General features: G+C 61.7%; 14 protein-coding genes and 1 pseudogene. 1 reads left to right on the top strand and 14 read right to left on the bottom strand.

Features of this window, described 5'->3' with window-relative positions; genetic code table 11:
- From NG898_RS20535 to NG898_RS20520, 4 genes and pseudogenes are all read right to left on the bottom strand, one after another.
- On the bottom strand, positions 1-629 hold a 629-nt coding region (locus NG898_RS20535), incomplete at its 3' end, for an alcohol dehydrogenase catalytic domain-containing protein (RefSeq protein ID WP_252694152.1).
- Positions 630-672: 43 nt separating this feature from the next.
- Positions 673-1,683 (bottom strand): GlxA family transcriptional regulator, encoded by a 1,011-nt coding sequence (locus NG898_RS20530; protein ID WP_252694151.1) that lies wholly within the window; start codon positions 1,681-1,683, stop codon positions 673-675.
- A 118-nt stretch (positions 1,684-1,801) separates the two neighbouring features.
- Complete coding sequence (gene choW, locus NG898_RS20525; RefSeq protein ID WP_092976978.1) at positions 1,802-2,698, bottom strand: choline ABC transporter permease subunit; 897 nt, start codon at positions 2,696-2,698, stop codon at positions 1,802-1,804.
- Positions 2,691-3,848 (bottom strand): annotated as a pseudogene (locus NG898_RS20520) (quaternary amine ABC transporter ATP-binding protein); the annotation flags it as partial. The gene choW and the pseudogene NG898_RS20520, both read right to left, overlap by 8 nt.
- A gap of 479 nt (positions 3,849-4,327) precedes the next feature.
- Between NG898_RS20520 and purU the strand changes: the two are divergent.
- Positions 4,328-5,200 carry a formyltetrahydrofolate deformylase gene (gene purU / locus NG898_RS20515; protein ID WP_252694149.1) on the top strand — a complete coding sequence of 291 codons (873 nt, stop codon included), beginning with the start codon at positions 4,328-4,330 and terminating at the stop codon, positions 5,198-5,200.
- Positions 5,201-5,281: 81 nt separating this feature from the next.
- Here purU and NG898_RS20510 read toward each other — a convergent pair whose 3' ends face one another.
- The 10 genes from NG898_RS20510 to NG898_RS20465 all read right to left on the bottom strand — a co-directional run bounded on the left by NG898_RS20510 (position 5,282) and on the right by NG898_RS20465 (position 17,679).
- Positions 5,282-6,151 carry a glycine betaine ABC transporter substrate-binding protein gene (locus NG898_RS20510; protein WP_252694148.1) on the bottom strand — a complete coding sequence of 290 codons (870 nt, stop codon included), beginning with the start codon at positions 6,149-6,151 and terminating at the stop codon, positions 5,282-5,284.
- Positions 6,152-6,248: 97 nt separating this feature from the next.
- Positions 6,249-7,397, bottom strand: a complete 1,149-nt coding sequence (locus NG898_RS20505; RefSeq protein ID WP_252694147.1) for an FAD-binding oxidoreductase — start codon at positions 7,395-7,397, stop codon at positions 6,249-6,251.
- A 21-nt stretch (positions 7,398-7,418) separates the two neighbouring features.
- A complete protein-coding gene (locus NG898_RS20500; protein ID WP_252694146.1) occupies positions 7,419-8,663 on the bottom strand; it encodes an aromatic ring-hydroxylating oxygenase subunit alpha in 1,245 nt (414 codons plus the stop codon).
- A 51-nt stretch (positions 8,664-8,714) separates the two neighbouring features.
- Positions 8,715-9,500 carry an electron transfer flavoprotein subunit beta/FixA family protein gene (locus NG898_RS20495; RefSeq protein WP_252694144.1) on the bottom strand — a complete coding sequence of 262 codons (786 nt, stop codon included), beginning with the start codon at positions 9,498-9,500 and terminating at the stop codon, positions 8,715-8,717.
- Positions 9,497-10,675 (bottom strand): electron transfer flavoprotein subunit alpha/FixB family protein, encoded by a 1,179-nt coding sequence (locus tag NG898_RS20490; RefSeq protein ID WP_252694143.1) that lies wholly within the window; start codon positions 10,673-10,675, stop codon positions 9,497-9,499. Before NG898_RS20490 ends, NG898_RS20495 begins: the two co-directional genes overlap by 4 nt.
- Positions 10,676-10,679: 4 nt before the next feature.
- Positions 10,680-12,605, bottom strand: coding sequence for a (Fe-S)-binding protein (locus tag NG898_RS20485; RefSeq protein WP_252694141.1), 1,926 nt, complete (start codon positions 12,603-12,605; stop codon positions 10,680-10,682).
- Between the two features lie 2 nt (positions 12,606-12,607).
- Positions 12,608-14,671, bottom strand: coding sequence for an NADH:flavin oxidoreductase (locus NG898_RS20480; RefSeq protein WP_252694140.1), 2,064 nt, complete (start codon positions 14,669-14,671; stop codon positions 12,608-12,610).
- A gap of 60 nt (positions 14,672-14,731) precedes the next feature.
- Positions 14,732-15,265: a DUF5943 domain-containing protein gene (locus NG898_RS20475; RefSeq protein ID WP_252694139.1), complete on the bottom strand. Its 534-nt coding sequence runs from the start codon at positions 15,263-15,265 to the stop codon at positions 14,732-14,734.
- A 137-nt stretch (positions 15,266-15,402) separates the two neighbouring features.
- A complete protein-coding gene (locus tag NG898_RS20470; protein WP_252694138.1) occupies positions 15,403-16,374 on the bottom strand; it encodes a dipeptidase in 972 nt (323 codons plus the stop codon).
- Between the two features lie 30 nt (positions 16,375-16,404).
- Complete coding sequence (locus NG898_RS20465; protein WP_252694137.1) at positions 16,405-17,679, bottom strand: serine hydroxymethyltransferase; 1,275 nt, start codon at positions 17,677-17,679, stop codon at positions 16,405-16,407.
- Positions 17,680-17,819 lie beyond the last annotated feature (140 nt).

The raw sequence follows: 17,819 nt of genomic DNA, 5'->3' as shown, positions 1-17,819 counted from the left end.
CCGACCATCTTGGCGCCTTGAATTACGTTCAGCCCGATGCCGCCCAGGCCAAATACGACCACGTTGGCGCCAGCTTCCACCTTGGCCGTGTAGACCACGGCGCCCACGCCCGTGGTAACGCCGCAGCCGATGTAGCAGACCTTGTCGAACGGCGCATCGGGGCGGATCTTTGCCAGCGCAATTTCCGGCACCACGATGTGATTGGCAAACGTGGACGTGCCCATGTAGTGGAACAGCGGCTTGCCGTCGAGCGAGAAACGCGACGTGCCATCCGGCATCAGGCCCTTGCCCTGCGTGGCGCGAATGGCCTGACACAGGTTCGTCTTGCGCGACAGGCAGAACTTGCACTGCCGGCATTCCGGCGTGTAAAGCGGAATCACGTGGTCACCGGCTTTCAACGACGTGACACCTGCGCCCACCTCCAGCACGACGCCCGCGCCTTCATGGCCGAGGATCGCCGGGAAGATGCCTTCGGGGTCGGTGCCCGAGAGCGTGTAGTAATCGGTATGGCAGATGCCGGTCGCCTTGATCTCGACGAGCACTTCGCCGGCGCGCGGGCCTTGCAGGTCCACTTCCTCGACAGTGAGCGGAGCACCGGCTTTCCAGGCGATGGCGGCTTTGGTTTTCATCAAACACGTCCTTACTCTTGATCTGAATGGGTTGACCACATAGTCAATCGGGCATTCGTCGCTCATGGCTTGGGGCGTAGCCAAACTGGGCCCGATACGCCTTGCTGAAATGGCATTGCGAGTGGAATCCGCAGACCGACGTCACGCGCGCGATCGACGCGTTTGTCGTGCGCAGCAGATCGCGCGCCCGCTTCAGACGCAGCGTCAGGTAGTAATGCGTTGGCGACACGTTCAGGTAGAACCTGAACATCCGCTGCAGATGGCGCTGAGATAGATTCACGAGCCGTGTCAACTCCTCAAGTGACAGCGGTTCTTCAATGTTCGCCTCCATCAACCGCAGCACTTCGATCAACTCGGCGCGCAGGAAGCCCACACGCACGTCAACCGGTATCGGCTGTATATCCGTCGTGCCGCGGATGCGCTCGAGGATGAACTGTTCAGCAACCTGCGCGGCCATGCGCTGGCCAAAGCGCAGACCCACGAGATTGAGCATCATGTCGATGGGTGCCGTACCACCCGTGCACGTGAGCCGGTCACGATCGACCGCGAATAGCTCATCGGCAAACTGTACGTGCGGAAACTCTTCCTGCAGCGCGCTCCGGTTTTCCCAGTGAATGGAACAGCGGTAGCCGTCGAGCAACTGACTCGACATCAGCGCATACGCACCGGTGCAGATGCCGCCAAGAGGAATGCCTCTCTCTGCAATGGAAGCAAGCACGCCACGCAACGAAGGATCAACGACGTCGCGAATGCGGGTACCGCCGCAAACAATCATCACATCCGGGAGGTTCGCTGGGTCGACAGCCTGAGTCGGATGGAAAGCGATGCCGTTGCTTGCAGACACCGCCGCGCCATCGAGTGAATAGATGGACCACGTGTACTGCTCGGCACGGCCAACGTAGTTCGCCATGCGCAGGACTTCCACTGCGCTGGAGAACGCGATCATCGAGAAATTGGGCAGCGTCAGAAAACCGAAATGCGCGAGTGAGGACATCGATCGTGAACCACTGACAGCCATAGCCGGTTCAACCAAAGCGGCGGCAACAGACGCCATAGCTCCGTCTCCTGACGAATGAACGCACTCAGAAGGGCTCCGCGGCGGCACGCCGCGGATATCGATGGGAAGCGCGAAGGTTTTGGCTACCGCTCTCGCGCACGGGCAGATAGCCCGCTCAGGTTTGCACGGGCGCCGCTTTGGCGCTGAAGAGGTGTCGCAGTCCAGTAAAGAGCGGGGCTCTTTCCGTACCGGGTGCGCGGCCGAAGCTTTCCGTAATGCGGTCCAGAACGATGGCCAGGAGCACCACCGACAGGCCACTTTCGAAGCCGAGCCCAATATCAAGCCGCTGGATGCTGGCGAGCACTTCATTGCCGAGGCCGCCGGCGCCCACCATTGACGCAATGATGACCATCGAGAGCGCCATCATGATGGTCTGGTTCACGCCTTGCATGATCGACGGCAGGGCGTTCGGAATCTGCACCTTGTACAGCAGTTGCCGGGGCGTACAGCCAAACGCCAGGCCGGCTTCAACAAGCTCCATGTTGACCTGTCGGATACCGAGGCTCGTCAGACGCACTGCCGGAGGCATGGCAAAGATCACGGTCGAAAGAATGCCCGGCACACGCCCCAGGCCGAACAGCATGGCGGCCGGAATGAGGTAGACGAATGCGGGCATCGTCTGCATCAGATCCAGAATCGGACGCACGACAGCTGAAACGACCCGGCTCCTCGCCGCCCAGATCCCAAGCGGCACGCCAAGCGCCAGGCTGATGATGGTGGACGACAGCGTCAGGCCCAGCGTGACGATGGTCTGGTCCCAAAACCCCGTAGCGGAAATGATGAAGAACGACGCCGCTGTAAAGAGCGCGAAGCGCCAGCCCACGCGCCAGAGGCCAATGCCAATGAAGACCGCCATCATCAACCCCATCGGCACGGCCTGAAGGCTACGTTCGATGAGCGCGGCGAGCCCCTCGATGGCACGGCCGACCGTATCGAACGCGGCCGCGTCGTGATCCAGAAGGTAGTGGACTGCCTGGTCGACCCAGTGGCCGATAGGAAGGGTGTCAGACATGGTGGCCTCGCGATCGCGTAATGGCTTTCAGGATGAGGGCACGGCTCACCGAGCCGCAGTAGCAGCCGTCGTGATCGACAACGGGCAACGCATTCGGATTCTCGACAACGCGATCCACGACCTGCTCAAGCGGCGCGTCGTACCGGATGCTCTCGACGGGCTGCATGTTTGGCGCGGCGCTTCGCGTGACACAACCGCGGATCCGGCGTTGCGCATCCAGCACAAAGGCATAGTCGACGCTGCCGTTCAGCGTCGCGGCGATGCTTGCCGCATCAAGCTTTGAAACCGTGGGCACGGCGTCCATCTGCATCAGGTCGCCTGCGGTCAGGTATCGGCTCGTGTCGATACCGTCGAAGAACGTGCGGACATAGTCGTTGGCAGGGCTGGTGATGATCTCCTGCGGGGTCCCGACCTGCACCAGACGACCGCCTTCCATGATCGCGATCCGGCTGCCGATGCGCAGCGCTTCTTCCAGATCGTGCGAGACAAACATGATCGTTCGCTGGTGGTCTTTCTGCAGTTGCAGCAGCACGTTCTGCATTTCCTTGCGCTTGAGCGGATCCAGCGCCGAGAACGCCTCGTCCATGATCATCAAGGAAGGATTGACGGTCAGCGCACGCGCCAGACCAACACGCTGCTGCATGCCCCCGGATAGTTCGCGCGGCAGCTTCTGCGCGAAGGCCGCCAGGCCCACCTGCTCCAGGATCTCCATGGCGCGCCGCTCGCGTTCCACCCGGCCAACGCCCGCCACTTCAAGGCCAAACGCGGCGTTCGACAGCACCGTGCGCTGCGGCATCAGCGCGAACGACTGGAACACCATGCTCATATCTTTGCGCCGCAGCGCGATCAGCTCCGCTCGGCTGACGGCCGCCACGTCGCGGCCGCCGATCAGCACCTTGCCGGCGGTGGGCTCCACGAGCCGGTTCACAAGGCGGATCAACGTCGACTTGCCGGAGCCCGACAGGCCCATCATCACGAAGATTTCACCCTCTTTCACGTCAAACGATACGTCGTGCACGCCGACGACCTGACCGGTGCGCCTGAACACTTCGTCTTTGGTTGACCCGGCAGCGAGCATGTCGAGGGCTTGGCGGGGATTGCTTCCAAACACCTTGCTCAAACCTTCGACTACGACCTTGGGACTATTCATCGAACCCTCTCCTGGTACTGCTGGACCTACACGTCACACGGCGTGCCCGCACTTCCCTGCCATCTGGGAAGCGCCAGCGCTGCATCCCTATTTCTGTTGGTTTCCCTTCCCGAAACGCCGGAGTGAATCTGACGAATTGCATCCCCGCTTTATCGGTGCGATTTCCCTACATAGTTGCTAGAAACGACCACCATCTGCCGACGATTTCCGACAAGTGCTTGTTCAAATACGACACTGAAAACCCGACAAACCGATAGATGACATCGGCTTGTCCAGGAGCGACATCGACTGCCAGCGGCCATGGTCGACGCGCGACTCCACGACACAACCAAAGTACACCTTCCCCGCTCACGTGGCGAACCAATACCAGCCACTCGGCGGTTCGGTTCTATCTGTGCACCGGGCGCCCTGCTCTACTTTCAGCGTGGCGGGCGTTTGCACGCTGCAAACGCCCCAGTCAACCCAGAAAGAGGAATCGCATGAACGCGCCATCCCGTTCACCATCATTCATTCTGACGCTGTCATGCCCGAGCGGCCCCGGCCAGGTGGCCGCCGTCGTCGGATTGCTCGAGCGCCATCAGTGCTACATCGACGAACTGAACGTTTTCGACGACGAACTGAGCCAGCATTTCTTTGTGCGCTGCGTGTTTCATGCGACGGATGCACACACGCTGCACGTCGACGAACTGCGGCGAGAGTTCGAACCGATCGCGCAAACCTTCGGCATGCAATGGGCCATTCACGACGCTCAGGCGCGTCCGAAAGTCCTCATCATGGTGTCGAAACTGGAGCATTGCCTGGCCGATCTGCTGTTCCGCTGGCGCATGGGTGAACTGAAAATGGACATCGTCGGCATCGCGTCGAACCACCCCGACTTCGAGCCAATGGCACGCCAGCACGGTCTGCCATTCCGCCATTTTCCGATCACGGCCGAAACGAAGGCGCAGCAGGAGGCGCAATGGCTTGACCTGTTCGAATCGAGCGGCGCGGAACTCGTGATCCTCGCACGCTACATGCAGGTGCTTTCGCCGGAGACGAGCGCGAAACTGATCAATCGCGCGATCAACATCCACCACTCCTTCCTGCCCGGCTTCAAGGGTGCCAAGCCTTATCACCAGGCGCATGCGCGTGGGGTCAAGCTCATCGGCGCGACCGCGCACTTCGTTACCGACGATCTAGACGAAGGCCCGATCATCGAGCAGGTCGTCGAGCGGGTTGATCATTCCTACCGCCCTGAGCAATTGCTGGCGGTGGGCCGCGATGTCGAATGCCTCACCCTTGCACGCGCCGTCAAGGCGTTCATTGAGCGCCGCGTGTTCCTCAACGGTGATCGAACCGTCGTCTTCCAGTAGACCCAACGGAAACCGGCCACGATCGCAGGGCGATGGTGGCCGGTACTACTTCGATGCCGGTCGACAGACCCGGTGGGACAGTTACTGCGACTGCGCGCCTTCAAGCCACGCGTTCACACGATCCGCATGCGCAGCGATCCATGCATCGGCAGCCGCGTCCGGCTTCGTGCCATTTTGGATCGCCAGCATCACGCTATCGATCTCACCCGGCTTCCACTGAAATTTCTTCAGGAACGTGACCACTGGCTTCGCCTTGGTTTCCAACCCCGGATTGACAACGTTGTCGACGTGCTCCGCATCACCGAAGACCTTTTTCGGATCTTCGAGGAAGCGCAGCTTCCATTTGGCGAACATCCAGTGCGGGGCCCACCCGGTGACGACAATCGGCTTATTTGCGTTCATTGAACGCGCCAGCTCAGCCGTCATTGCGCTGCCCGAACTCGGCATCAGAGAGTAGTTGAGCCCATAGGTCTTGATGGCATCTCCAGCCTTGCGCATCACGCCCGCACCAGCGTCAATGCCGACGATGCGGCCTTCGAATGCCGACTTCTGCGCGTTCAGGTCTTCAATGGTCTTTACGCTCACGGATTCGGGAACGATCAAACCGATTCGCGCATCAGTGAAGTTCGGCCCGAGATCCACCACTTTGGTCTTGAACTGATCCCAGTAGGCGCCCTGCGTCACGGGCAACCACGCGGACAGCGTAGCGTCCAGATCGCCCCGTGCGACGCCTTGCCACATGACACCCGCCGCCACCGGCACCAGCTGCACCGGATACCCCAGCTTCTTTTCAATGATCCGTGCGGCGACGTTCGTCGTTGCGACGCTGTCGTCCCACCCTTCGACATAGCCGATCTTCAGGCCTGGCTTGGTCGCTCCAAGCGCGAATGCACTCCACGTCAACATCACAGATGCCGCACTGGCAAAGACCAGCTTTTCGAGAAACTTCATGGTTATTCCTCCTTTGATTGGCACACAAGCGCCTCCGTTTATTCACTGCCGACCCTGCGTCGCGACCCTGTTGTGATGCACGGCGCGACGTCGGTTCTTATTTGTCGATCACCAGATCCGACAGCGGTTTGCTGCAGCACAACAACACCATTCCCTGGTCGACCTCGCGCTGGCGGATCCCGCCGTTGTGCTTCATATCGACCTGGCCAGATACCAACCTGACCTTGCACGTTCCACACATGCCCTGGGTACACGATGCGGGCAACCGAACTCCGGCCTGGCGCGCCGCATCCAACACGTGCTGCGCCGCGCCACAGGCGATCTCCCGCCCCGTTTTCGCAAAGCTGACACTGAACTGCGGTGCGTCGGCGTCAGGGCTTTCCGCTGGAGCGGCATCCTGTACTGTCGCCTCCGGCGCCGCTTCGGCAGCCAATGATTCGAACGAGAAACTCTCTTCGTGGTAGTGCGTGCGGTCAAACCCGGCTTCGTCGAGCAGACCGCGCACCGCCTTCATGTAAGGGGCAGGGCCGCAGGTAAAGATCTCGCGTTCCATGAAATCCGGCACGACCAGCTTCAGCAGCGGCAGTGACAGAAAGCCCGTGATGCCAGGCCAGTTGGTGCGTGTACCAAGGCGCTCGACCACGAACGATGTACGAAAGTTCGCGTGGTTCGATGCGATCAGATCCAGCTCGCGCCCAAAGATGATGTCGTCGGGCGTGCGCGCACTGTGCACGAATACGATGTCGCGATCTTCGGCAAGATCGTGATGCGCACGGCTCATCGACATGAGCGGCGTCACGCCGGAGCCGGCAGAGAGAAACAGGTACTTGCGTGCTGGATGCCGCGCGCAGGTGAACTCTCCGGCAGGGCCCAGCACACGGATTGCAGCGCCAGGCTGCAGATTGTCGTGCAGCCAGTTCGACACCTTGCCGCCCGGCACACGCTTGACGGTGATCGAGATCGTATGCGGACGTGCAGGCGACGACGAGATCGTGTAGCAACGGTTGATCGTCTCGCCCTCGATGTCGAGTTCGAGGGTGATGAACTGACCCGGCTCGAACAGGAACGTGCGACCCATCGGCGAACGGAAGAAGAAGCTCTTTACGTCGTGCGTCTCCTGCCTTACGTGGCAACACACCAGCGTTTCTTCGGCATCGCTCGTCCAGCGTTCAGGAAGCGCGCTCCAGAACGCGAGCTGCGTCACCCGGCTGTCCATGACGTCCAATTGGCCCGCATCTCGCATCATGTCTTGCTCCCGTTTACAGGCTTAGTGCGATTCTGCGATCTGGTCGGCGAGTCGGGCGACGTACCAGGCCGCGAACTTCTCGACAAGACCTTCGGTGTACGGCGAATACGGACCCGGCTCGTACGCGCTGCTTGCTGAACCCGCCTGGGAATACTCGACCAGCGCGCGATCCTGATCGTTGGTCGCGTTCCACACGGCGGTGAGGTTCTTCACGTCATAGTCAACGCCCTCGACCGCATCCTTGTGCACGAGCCATTTCGTGCGCACCAGGGTCTCACCGGCGGACAGCGGAATCACAGAGAACGCCACGATATGGTCACTCATGAAGTGGTTCCAGGAGTTCGGCTGCGTCCAGAACGACAGCCCGCCAAGATCCGCCTGCTTGAAACCGCCGAGCAGCTTCCTGGACGCAACCTTCGCATCCAGTGTTTGGGACTCACCGCTGCGATCAAGCGGCAGGCGTTGCGTACGGAAACCGGTGGTATCGAGCAGGCGCTCGATCTCTTCCGATGGCAGCCCCATCTCCGCCCACTCCTTGCCTCGCTCGATGCAGGTCTGCACAAACGCATCCATGCCTTCGGCGTTGGCATCGGAGCGCTGATAGCCGAAGCCGTATTCATACAGCGAGATTGTCAGCTCAGGATGGTTCGCAACGCAGTGATAGCACTCGCGGTTGTTCTCGAGCGTCAGCTTCCAGTTGCCTTTCTCAATGATGTCGACCTGCGCGGCGACCTTGGTGTTCGGCAAGTCGTGCGGCAGCAGATACGGCTCCATGGCCTCGCGCATTGCCGAAAAATCGGGCGGGTTGTCTGCCAGGCAGATGAAGATCAGGCCCGCGAGGTTCTGCGTGTGCACCGATTTCAGGCTGTGCTTGCAGCGGTCGAACTTCTCGCCCATGTGTTCCGCAAACATGAGCTGGCCTTCGAGGTTATATGTCCAGCTGTGATACGGGCATACGATATTGCCCACCGTGCCTTTCTCTCCGTTGCACAAGCGCGCGCCGCGGTGGCGGCACACGTTGTGAAACGCGCGAATCTGCATGTCGTCGTCGCGCACGATCAGGATTGAATCGCTGCCCAGCTCCACCGTGACGTAATCGCCCGGCTCTGGCATGTCCGGTTCCACCGCCACCTGGATCCAGTGCTGGCGGAAAATCGCCTCCATATCGAGCGCGAAGATCGCTTCACTATGGTAGAAGGGCGCCTCGAGGCTGTAGCCTGCTTTGCGTCGTTCGATCAATTCGCGAATATCTGCCGATACCTTCATCGTCTGCTCCGGATTCCTTGCGTCTCTTTAGTTCTTGCCGACAGGTTCAAATCAGTAGTCGATGAGCTGATGCTCGCGCAAATAAGCCAGGATGACTTGCGCTTTTTCGACAGAACTTCCGTCAATTACGACGTTGCCACCCCGGCTTTCGGTGGTGGTTGCCGAAAGCATCCGCGCGTGGCCGGAACGCTTCTCCGCCGCCGCGAACTTGACCGGCTTGCGCTCGATCGGGCCGAGCGTCCACGCAGACGCCTCGGCATCTGCAACGGCCGTCACACTTGCCCAGCGCACATCGCCTGCCCGTAGCCGCGCGTACGCGTAGCGGGGATGTGCGTTGGCCAGCGGGTGCACTGCAATGACGGCCGGCAACGAGGTATCGACGCGTCGGCGCAGCCCCTTGGGTAGGAACTGCCGCACAGCAGCACGGCCATCATTGACTGCAATGTCGACGGCCGCGCCAACAATCGGGTAGCCCAGCAATGCGGCAACGCGATACGGCAACACACCGGTGTCGTACGCACCTTCGGCTCGCACGCCGGTCAGGACCAGGTCGCAGCCCTGCAACCGCGCTGCGAGCATGGCCGCTGCGTCGTCACCCTCACTGCAAGTCAGCACATCGACTTCGCGTGCGCCGAGCGCGAGATATTCGGCAAGCGCCGGATTTGCCGGATCGCCCGCATGGATGACGTCAAGTTGTGCAAGATGGCGATCGGCAAGCTGGCGGCCGATCTCGAGAGCAACCGCATCGTTGCGGCTGTACCGCAAGGCGCCGCTGACCGGATGACGGCCAACCGACACCAGCACCGCAATGCGCTTCAACTGTCGCGGGGCGCTCATGCTGCAACTCCTTCCGGTTCACGGTTACCCACTGCAGCCGGCGGCTGTCCGCGGGCTGCCTGGGCTGCGCGTGCGCTCTGAACCTGCTCGATCAGCGCCGCGATCGTTGCCTGAGCATCGCCCACCACGGTCAAGTCGGCGCGCTTTGCAATTGGGGCGCTGCCGTCAAGATTCACGGCAATCACGTGGCGGCAATCCTTGATGCCTTGTAAGTGCTGCACGGCGCCGGAAATGCCAAACGCGATGTAGACGCTCGCCTCCACTGTCTTGCCTGTGGCGCCCACCTGTTTGTCGCGCTTGAAATGTCCGTTGTCGACCGCGACCCGACTCGCTGCAACCGCGGCGCCCAGCACATCAGCCAATCGTTCGAACGATGGAATGTCGGATACGCCATTGCCGGCCGAGACGATGAAATCCGCTTCCTCGAGCGCCACCTGCGCAGCGTCGAGGTCTTCCAGGCCAAGATCGCGTGTTCGTTGCGCTGCAGGGGCCGCAACGTCTATGAAATCGCTGAGCAGACGCTCGCCGGCGCCCACGAACGGCAGCTTCGCGTCCACCGCGTTCTGTGCGAGCAGGATCACGTCTGGCAGCGAGCGCGTTGCGAACGCCCGCTTGGCGTGGGCATAGGCGCCAACATGCTGCGCGTTGATTTCGACGATGTGCGCGCCAATGCTTGCGCCGGCGGAGGCCGCATAGCGGCGGCCGAGGTCACCGTCGCCGATCGCGTTGTCAGGCAGGAACACGTTCTTCGGTGCAAATGCGGCAACGCACGCCTGCAGCGCTTGCAGTTCGCTTTCTGGGGCAAACACCCGGCGGTCAAAGCCCGCAAGCTCGACGAGCTTGTCGACGCCAAGCGCTGCCGCGTCATCCTTCAGCTCACCGAACACCACCAGCACGACTTCAGTGTGCGTATCCGCCAGCAACGCAGCGGCAGCAACGGCTTGGCGTGCGTGCTCGTCCAGCGCGCCGCGCTCACTGTGCGCCGCAACGAGCAGCACATGTTTTGGGTCGGTCAACGTGCGGCGCGGCTTGGCCGCAGCGCCGCCGTGGCCGAGCGTGGGCCAGTGCGCCACGTTGGCATCCGAGCTGCCGATCTCCCCGAGCGTGATCCGCTTCACCCCGGCGGCCGTGATGATGAACGGCCGGCGCGGATCGATTCGTTTGATCGTGTTCATCGATTCACTCCAGCGAAGCAGCAACCAGTTCAGCCACGTCGAGCACGTCTGGGCGTGGGCCCACCACACCTTCGAGCATCGCAGTGCAGTTCGGGCAGGCAACCGCAACAACATCTGCGTTGACGGCACGCGCATCGGCAATGCGGATATCGGGAATGCGCTGCTTGCCGGGGATGTCCGTCAACGGAGCGCCGCCACCACCGCCGCAACAGCGGCCGCGCATGCCGTTTCGCTCCATCTCGACCACCTGGATGCCGATCGTCTTGAGAAGCTTGCGGGGGGCGTCTGTCTCGCCGTTGTAGCGCCCGAGGTAGCACGGGTCGTGATAGGTCGTGCGTTTCTCGCGCAGTGAGTCGACGGCCTTCGGCGCAATCTTTCCGCTGGCTGCAAGCTCCGCCAGGTACGTTGTGTGATGCTTGACGGTCACGCGCAACCCGAGTGCGCGGTATTCGTTGCGCAGGCTGTGCATGACGTGCGGGTCAGCGGTGACGATCTGCTTGTAAGACAGCGTCGACAATGTGCCGATCAGCGTCCTCGCCATCTTCTGAAACGTTGCTTCATCGCCCAGCCGGCGCGCGACGTCACCCGTGTCCGTTTCCACGTTGCCGAGGACGGCGTAGTCGACGCCCGCCTTGTTCAGCACCTTGACGACCGCGCGCAAGGTACGTTGGTAGCGCATCTCAAACGCACCCTCGCCCGCTACGAAAAGCACGTCGACCGGCTTGCCAGCCTGAGCAATGGGCGCATTCAGATCGACCGCCCAGTCGTAACGCGCCGCCGTGTCGTAACCACCCATGGTGCCGGTCTCGCGCAGGTTGGCCAGCACTTCAGCGCCCTTGCCCGGCACCGTGCCATGCACGAGGGTCTGGTTGCGCCGCATGTCGACAATCGCATCTACATGTTCGATCAGCATCGGGCACTCCTGCACGCAGGCGCGGCAGGTTGTACACGACCACAGCGTCTGCGCTTCGATCAACCCAGACACGATGGAGCCGTTCGGCTCGCCACGATGCTGGCCGACCGCGAGACCTGGCGTGGGGCTGCCCGCATAGGCGGCATCGGTGCCGCCTGCCATTCCGACGACAAGATCCTGGATCAGCTTCTTCGGGTTCAATGGCTGGCCGGAGGCGAACGCGGGGCAAGCCGCTTCACACTTGCCGCATTGCACGCAGGCGTCAAAGCTTAGCAGCTGGTTCCAGCGGAACTCGACCGGTTTGGCAACGCCGTATTCCTGGTGCTCGATGTCGGGCAGCTTCAACGCGGTCGGCGGCGTCGCCGTTCCGCTGCCGGTGAACGCTTCGGGCGTACCAGCAAAACGCTCCTGACGCGGGTGGAAGGCCAGATGCAGCAGACCCGCCATCGCGTGCTTCATCGGCCCGCCCTTCGCGGCACCGAACGTCATCGCGAACGCACCGACGCCGATCAGCACTGCGCACAGCACGGCAAACGCACCTGACATCATCTCCGTCGGCACGACCACGAACAGAACAAGGCCGAGCGCGAACGCGCCGAGCAGCCATGGCAGCGTATTCCACGGACCGCGAGAGAGGCGCGCAGGTACATCCTTCGCTGCGCGACGTCGCCAGACGAACACCACACCAATCAGCATCGCCAGCGCTGCGACGAAGATCAGTTTGTCGAGCCACGGCGAATAAATGGCAAAGCCGTAGTTGACGAACACCAGCGCGAGTGCGGCAATCGCGCCGCCCGCGGTCGCAACGTGCGTCTTGGCGATGTACGGATCACGCGCCACCACGTGGTGCAGGTCGACAAAGTAGCGTTTCGGAATCGTGAACAAGTTTGCAATGCCAAACTCATCGCCCGCAGCCGCGCGCCCCAGACGCCAGTACGAGGCACGCTTGGCCACCGCAAACACGAGCCCCGCCACCGACAGCCACAGCAGCGCGGTAATCAGAAAGGCCGGATTCATGGTCAGAAATCCTTCACGAGGCGCAGCGCGTCGTAGATCGCGCCGTGGATGTTGTGCATCGAAATGCAGTCGCCAACGCGGAACAGCAGAAACCGGCCATTGCCCAGTTCCTCCGACAGCCACGGCTGCGGCTCGGCCGCAAACAGCTTATGCACATCGATCTGCCCGCTGTTCACCGACTCCGGCTTCAGCTTCCAGTACAGCGCGTCGTTGGGCGTGCTGCCGTTCTCGATGACCACCTGATCGACGGCTCGCTCCTCCAGTTCCTCGGTGTATTCGTTGCGCAGCACCGCGATCTTCTTGCCGTCTTCCTCGTACACCCGGTCAAGCCAGTAGTTGGGCGTGTGGATGACCCCTTGCGCGTACAGGCGCCGGTAGAAGATCGGGAATGTCGTGCCGCCGCAATCGTCGGCAACCTTCACATCGGGCGTGACAATCTCGACCTTGGAGCCGCGGCTGGCGATGAAGTCGGCGACACCCGCGCCGGCGTGCGTGCTGACGCCGTCATAGACGAGTACGTTCTGCTTCGGCTCGACCTTGCCGGAGAGAATGTCCCACGAGCTGACCGCCAGCCCGCCGGCGACGCCCCAGTCCGGCACCTGATCAGAGAAGGCCCGGCCACCCGTGGCGAGCACGATGATGTCAGGCCGTTCGGCCATGATCGCCTTCGTGTCGACTTCCACTCCAAGCCGTCGGTCCACGCCCAGGCGCTTCGTCTCCATGTCGAACCACCGGACGATGCCCGACATCTGCTCGCGCTGCGGCGCCTTGGCAGCGAGCATGATCTGCCCACCCACCTCCTGACTTTTCTCGAACAGCACAACGTCGTGGCCACGCGATCGCGCAACGCGTGCCGCCTCGAGCCCAGCGGGCCCGGCTCCCACGACGACCACCTTGCGCTTCGGGCCGCGCGATTTCTCAATCACGTGCGGCATCGTCTGTTCGCGCGAGGTCGCAGCGTTCTGGATGCACAGAACATCAAGGCCGTTGTACTGGCGGTCAATGCAGTAATTCGCGCCCACGCACTGCTTGATCTCGTCCTCGCGGCCATCGCGAATCTTGATGACCATATGCGGATCAGCCATCTGCGCACGCGTCATGCCCACGAGGTCGATCATCCCGCTCGCAAGCAGGCGTTCGGCCTGGCCCGCATCGCGAATGCTCTGTGCATGCATGATGGGCACCTTCACGACTGACTTGATGCCGGCCGCAAGATGTACAAACGGCTCCGGCGGCAATGCCATGGGGGGCATGCAGTTCGCGAGCGTGTTGTGGGTGTCCGCCCCCGAGCCGATCACGCCGAGATAGTCGATCAGGCCGGTTTCAGACATCGCTTGCGCGATCTCTTTCAGTTGCTCGTGGTCGAGACCGTCTTCATGGAATTCGTCGCCGCACATGCGCAGCCCGACACAGAAATCCTTGCCAACTGCCTCGCGTACTGCCTGCAATACCTCGACACCGAAGCGCAGGCGGTTCTCAAGACTGCCGCCCCATTCGTCGGTGCGGTGGTTGGTGCGCGGGCTCCAGAACTGGTCGATCAGATGCTGATGCGCTGCCGAGATTTCGATGCCGTCCATGCCGGCCGCCTTGACTCGCTTCGCCGCTGCAGCGAAATCGGTAATGATGCGTCGGATCTCTTCCACCTCGATGATCTTGGCGTTGCCTCGGTGCACTGGCTCGCGCACGCCGGAAGGCGACATGAGGTGCGGCCAGTGTTCACCGTGGAATGCCGAACGGCGGCCCATGTGCGTGGCCTGAATCATGATCTTCGCGCCGTGCCGGTGCATCGTTTCGGCCAGCCGCGCGAGCGGGTCGATGATCCTGTCAGTGGCCAGATTCACAGACTTCCACCAGCCCTGGGGGCTATCGATCGACACGGGGCTCGAACCGCCGCACACGGCCAGGCCCACACCGCCCTTGGCCTTTTCCTCGTAGTAGCGGATATAGCGCTCGCCCGGCAGACCGTCCGGCTCCGCATACACCTCTGCGTGCGCCGTGCTGACGATCCGATTGCGCAACGTCAATTGGTTGAGCTGCAGGGGTTTAAACAGGTGGGGATAACGCATCGCTGGCGACCTCTGGCGTTCGTGTGTGTCGTATTGCGGGTGTTGTCTTGTGTCAGCGCATCAATGCGCAATCGGCGACACTTCGAAGATGCAGTTGTCATGGCCTTCCGCCGCACACTGCACCTCCCTTGATTGCGCACGCGGCGCGCCCTTTCCTTCCGGCGCGGTATCGTTGACCCAGTCCATCGCCCCCGCAAACCAGCCGGCGAACATGTAGCAGAGCTTGCCTTCCTTGCCCGGTTGCGCGAGTACGAACGATGAGTGACACAGTTCGATCTTGGCGCGCGCTGTCGCTGGGTCCGCTTCCAGAATCGAGAACAGACCCCAGCCGCGCTGGGACAAACGCTTCAGGTAATGCTCGAACACGGCCATCCCCGCAAGGCCGTGCAGCTTGGCTTCCTTGTCGCACCAGTGGTATGCGGACTTGTAGCCGGCCTTGTAGAGAATCTCCGCATACGCATCGCGCCCCAGTGCCTCTTCGACAGCCGTGTGGTTGTTCGTGAAGAAATGACGGGGCACATACAGCATCGGCAGTGCATCGGTAGTCCAGACGCCGGTAGTGGGATCGACGTTGATCGGCAGTTGAGGTTGCATTGCAATGACTCCGTGAGGAAGGCCGTCGGTGTGCCGCTTTGCTGCAGGTATTGCAGACACGACATCCCCTGCGCACCCCGAAGCTTGCGGGGCACGGCCGGTTTTCTTGTAGATGAGATCGCTGAATTCGATGGGGCCTATGCGCCCCAGACGTCCTTGAACACGCGCACCCAGTTCTCGCCCATGATCTTGCGGATGCGCGACGCCTTCCAGCCATGGCGCTCCATTGCCGCGGTCAGGTTCGGGAACTCGCCGATCGTGCGGATGCCGTCCGGGTTGATCACCTTGCCGAAGTTGGTCAGCTGGCGGTAGCGCCCCTTGTCGTGCGTGAGCATGTCGAAGAATTCCTTGGCGAAATCCTGCGTGAAATCCGTGCCGATGCCCACGGCGTCTTCGCCGATGAGGTTCACGACGTAATCGATCGCCTCAATGTAGTCGTCGATCGTCGCTTCGATCCCGCGCTTGAGGAACGGTGCAAACATCGTCACGCCGACGAAGCCGCCCGCATCGGCAATCTCCTTGAGCTGCGCGTCGCTCTTGTTGCGCGGGTGCTCCTTCAAGCCCGACGGCAGGCAGTGCGAGTAGCACACCGGCTTCTTCGAGAACGCGATCGCTTCCGACGACGTGTTGCCGCCCACATGCGACAGATCGACCATGATGCCGACGCGGTTCATCTCGGTGATCACCTCGCGACCAAAATCCGACAATCCGCCATCGCGCTCGTAGCAGCCCGTGCCGACCAGGTTTTGCGTGTTGTAGCAAAGCTGCACGACACGCACGCCCATATCGGCAAACGCTTCGATGTAACCCAGGTTGTCTTCGAACGCGTGCGCGTTCTGGAAGCCCAAGATGATGCCGGTCTTGCCTTCCTTCTTGGCGCGGAAGATGTCTTCCGTCGTGCGCACCAGCGTCAGCAGCTCGCCGTTGTCGCGAATCTTCTGCTTCATCACGCCGATGTTGTCGACGGTCTTGGTGAAGTTTTCCCACACCGACACCGTGCAGTTTGCGGCTGTGATGCCGCCACGGCGCATGTCTTCAAACACCGGCCTCTCAAACTTCGAGATGTTCAGACCGTCGATGATGATGCTGTCTTGATGCAGCGTGCTCATGTGTTCCTCCGGTTCGGTCAGTCAGCCAGCTCAGTAGATCGGAAAGCGATCGCACAGCGCGAAGATCTCGCGGCGCACACGCTGCTCGGTGCCCTTGTCGCCGTCCGGATTGGCGCGCAATGCCTCGAAGACCTCCAGGATCAACCGGCCGATCTGCTCGAACTCGCTCACCCCGAAACCACGCGTGGTGGCGGCGGGCGTACCGAGACGGATGCCCGATGTGATGGTCGGTTTCTCGGTATCGAAGGGAATGCCGTTCTTGTTGCAGGTGATACCGGCGCGCTCGAGCGCCTGCTCCACCTGCGTACCCTTGAGCCCCTTGGGCCGCAGGTCAACAAGCAGCAGATGGTTATCGGTGCCACCGGTGACCAGATCAACGCCGCCGGCCTTGAGCACTTCACCCAGCGCCTTGGCGTTGGCCAGCACGCTATCGATGTAGGTTTTGAACTCGGGCTTGAGCGCCTCGCCAAACGCAACGGCCTTGCCCGCAATCACGTGCATCAACGGGCCGCCCTGCAGGCCCGGGAACACGGCGGAGTTGATCTTCTTGGCGATCTCTTCATCGTTGGTGAGCACGAAGCCGCCGCGGGGCCCACGCAGCGTCTTGTGCGTGGTCGACGTGACGACGTGCGCATGGTCGACTGGATTATCGTGGCGGCCCGCCGCAATCACGCCGGCAATGTGCGCCATGTCGACCATCAGCTTCGCGCCAACGCTGTCGGCGATTGCGCGGAACCGGGCGAAATCGAGTTTGCGCGGATACGCAGAAAACCCAGCGATGATCAGGCTTGGCTTGTGCTCGTGCGCGAGCTTTTCGACCTGTTCGTAGTCGATCAGCATCGTGTCGCGACTGACGCCGTACTGCACTGCGTTGAACCATTTGCCTGACAAGGCAGGCTTGGCGCCGTGCGTCAGGTGCCCGCCTGCATCAAGCGACATGCCCAGCACTGTATCGCCCGGCTTGGTGAGCGCAAGCATGACGGAGCCGTTTGCCTGGGCGCCCGAATGCGGCTGCACGTTGGCAAAGCCAGCGTTGAAGAGTTGCTTCACACGGTCAATCGCGAGCGATTCCACCTCGTCTGCATATTCGCAGCCGCCGTAATAGCGCTTGCCCGGATAGCCTTCCGCATATTTGTTGGTCAACACCGAGCCCTGTGCTTCGAGCACGGCGCGCGACACGATGTTCTCCGATGCAATCAATTCCACTTGCGATTGCTGGCGCTCAAGTTCTTTCAGAAGCGAGCTGCGGATGGGCGTGTCGCGCTCGGCAAGTGATTGCGAGAAGAATGACTGCGTGTTCGACATGGGGCGTCCGTGAATGGAGTGGGAGGCTGCCTGATGGCTTGCGAAGCGCGCTATACCCGCTCTTTCGCTTGATCGGCATTGCGTTGTTGACGGCTCTATTCTTGACGCCCGGATTCGTCGTCGATTGGCGAATTCAGACG

It is taken from the genome of Ralstonia mojiangensis, assembly GCF_023955645.1.
GTDB classification, from domain to species: Bacteria; Pseudomonadota; Gammaproteobacteria; order Burkholderiales; family Burkholderiaceae; genus Ralstonia; species Ralstonia mojiangensis.
The sequence above is the reverse complement of the archived record's forward strand: the minus strand, read 5'-3'. Positions and strand labels throughout refer to the sequence as shown.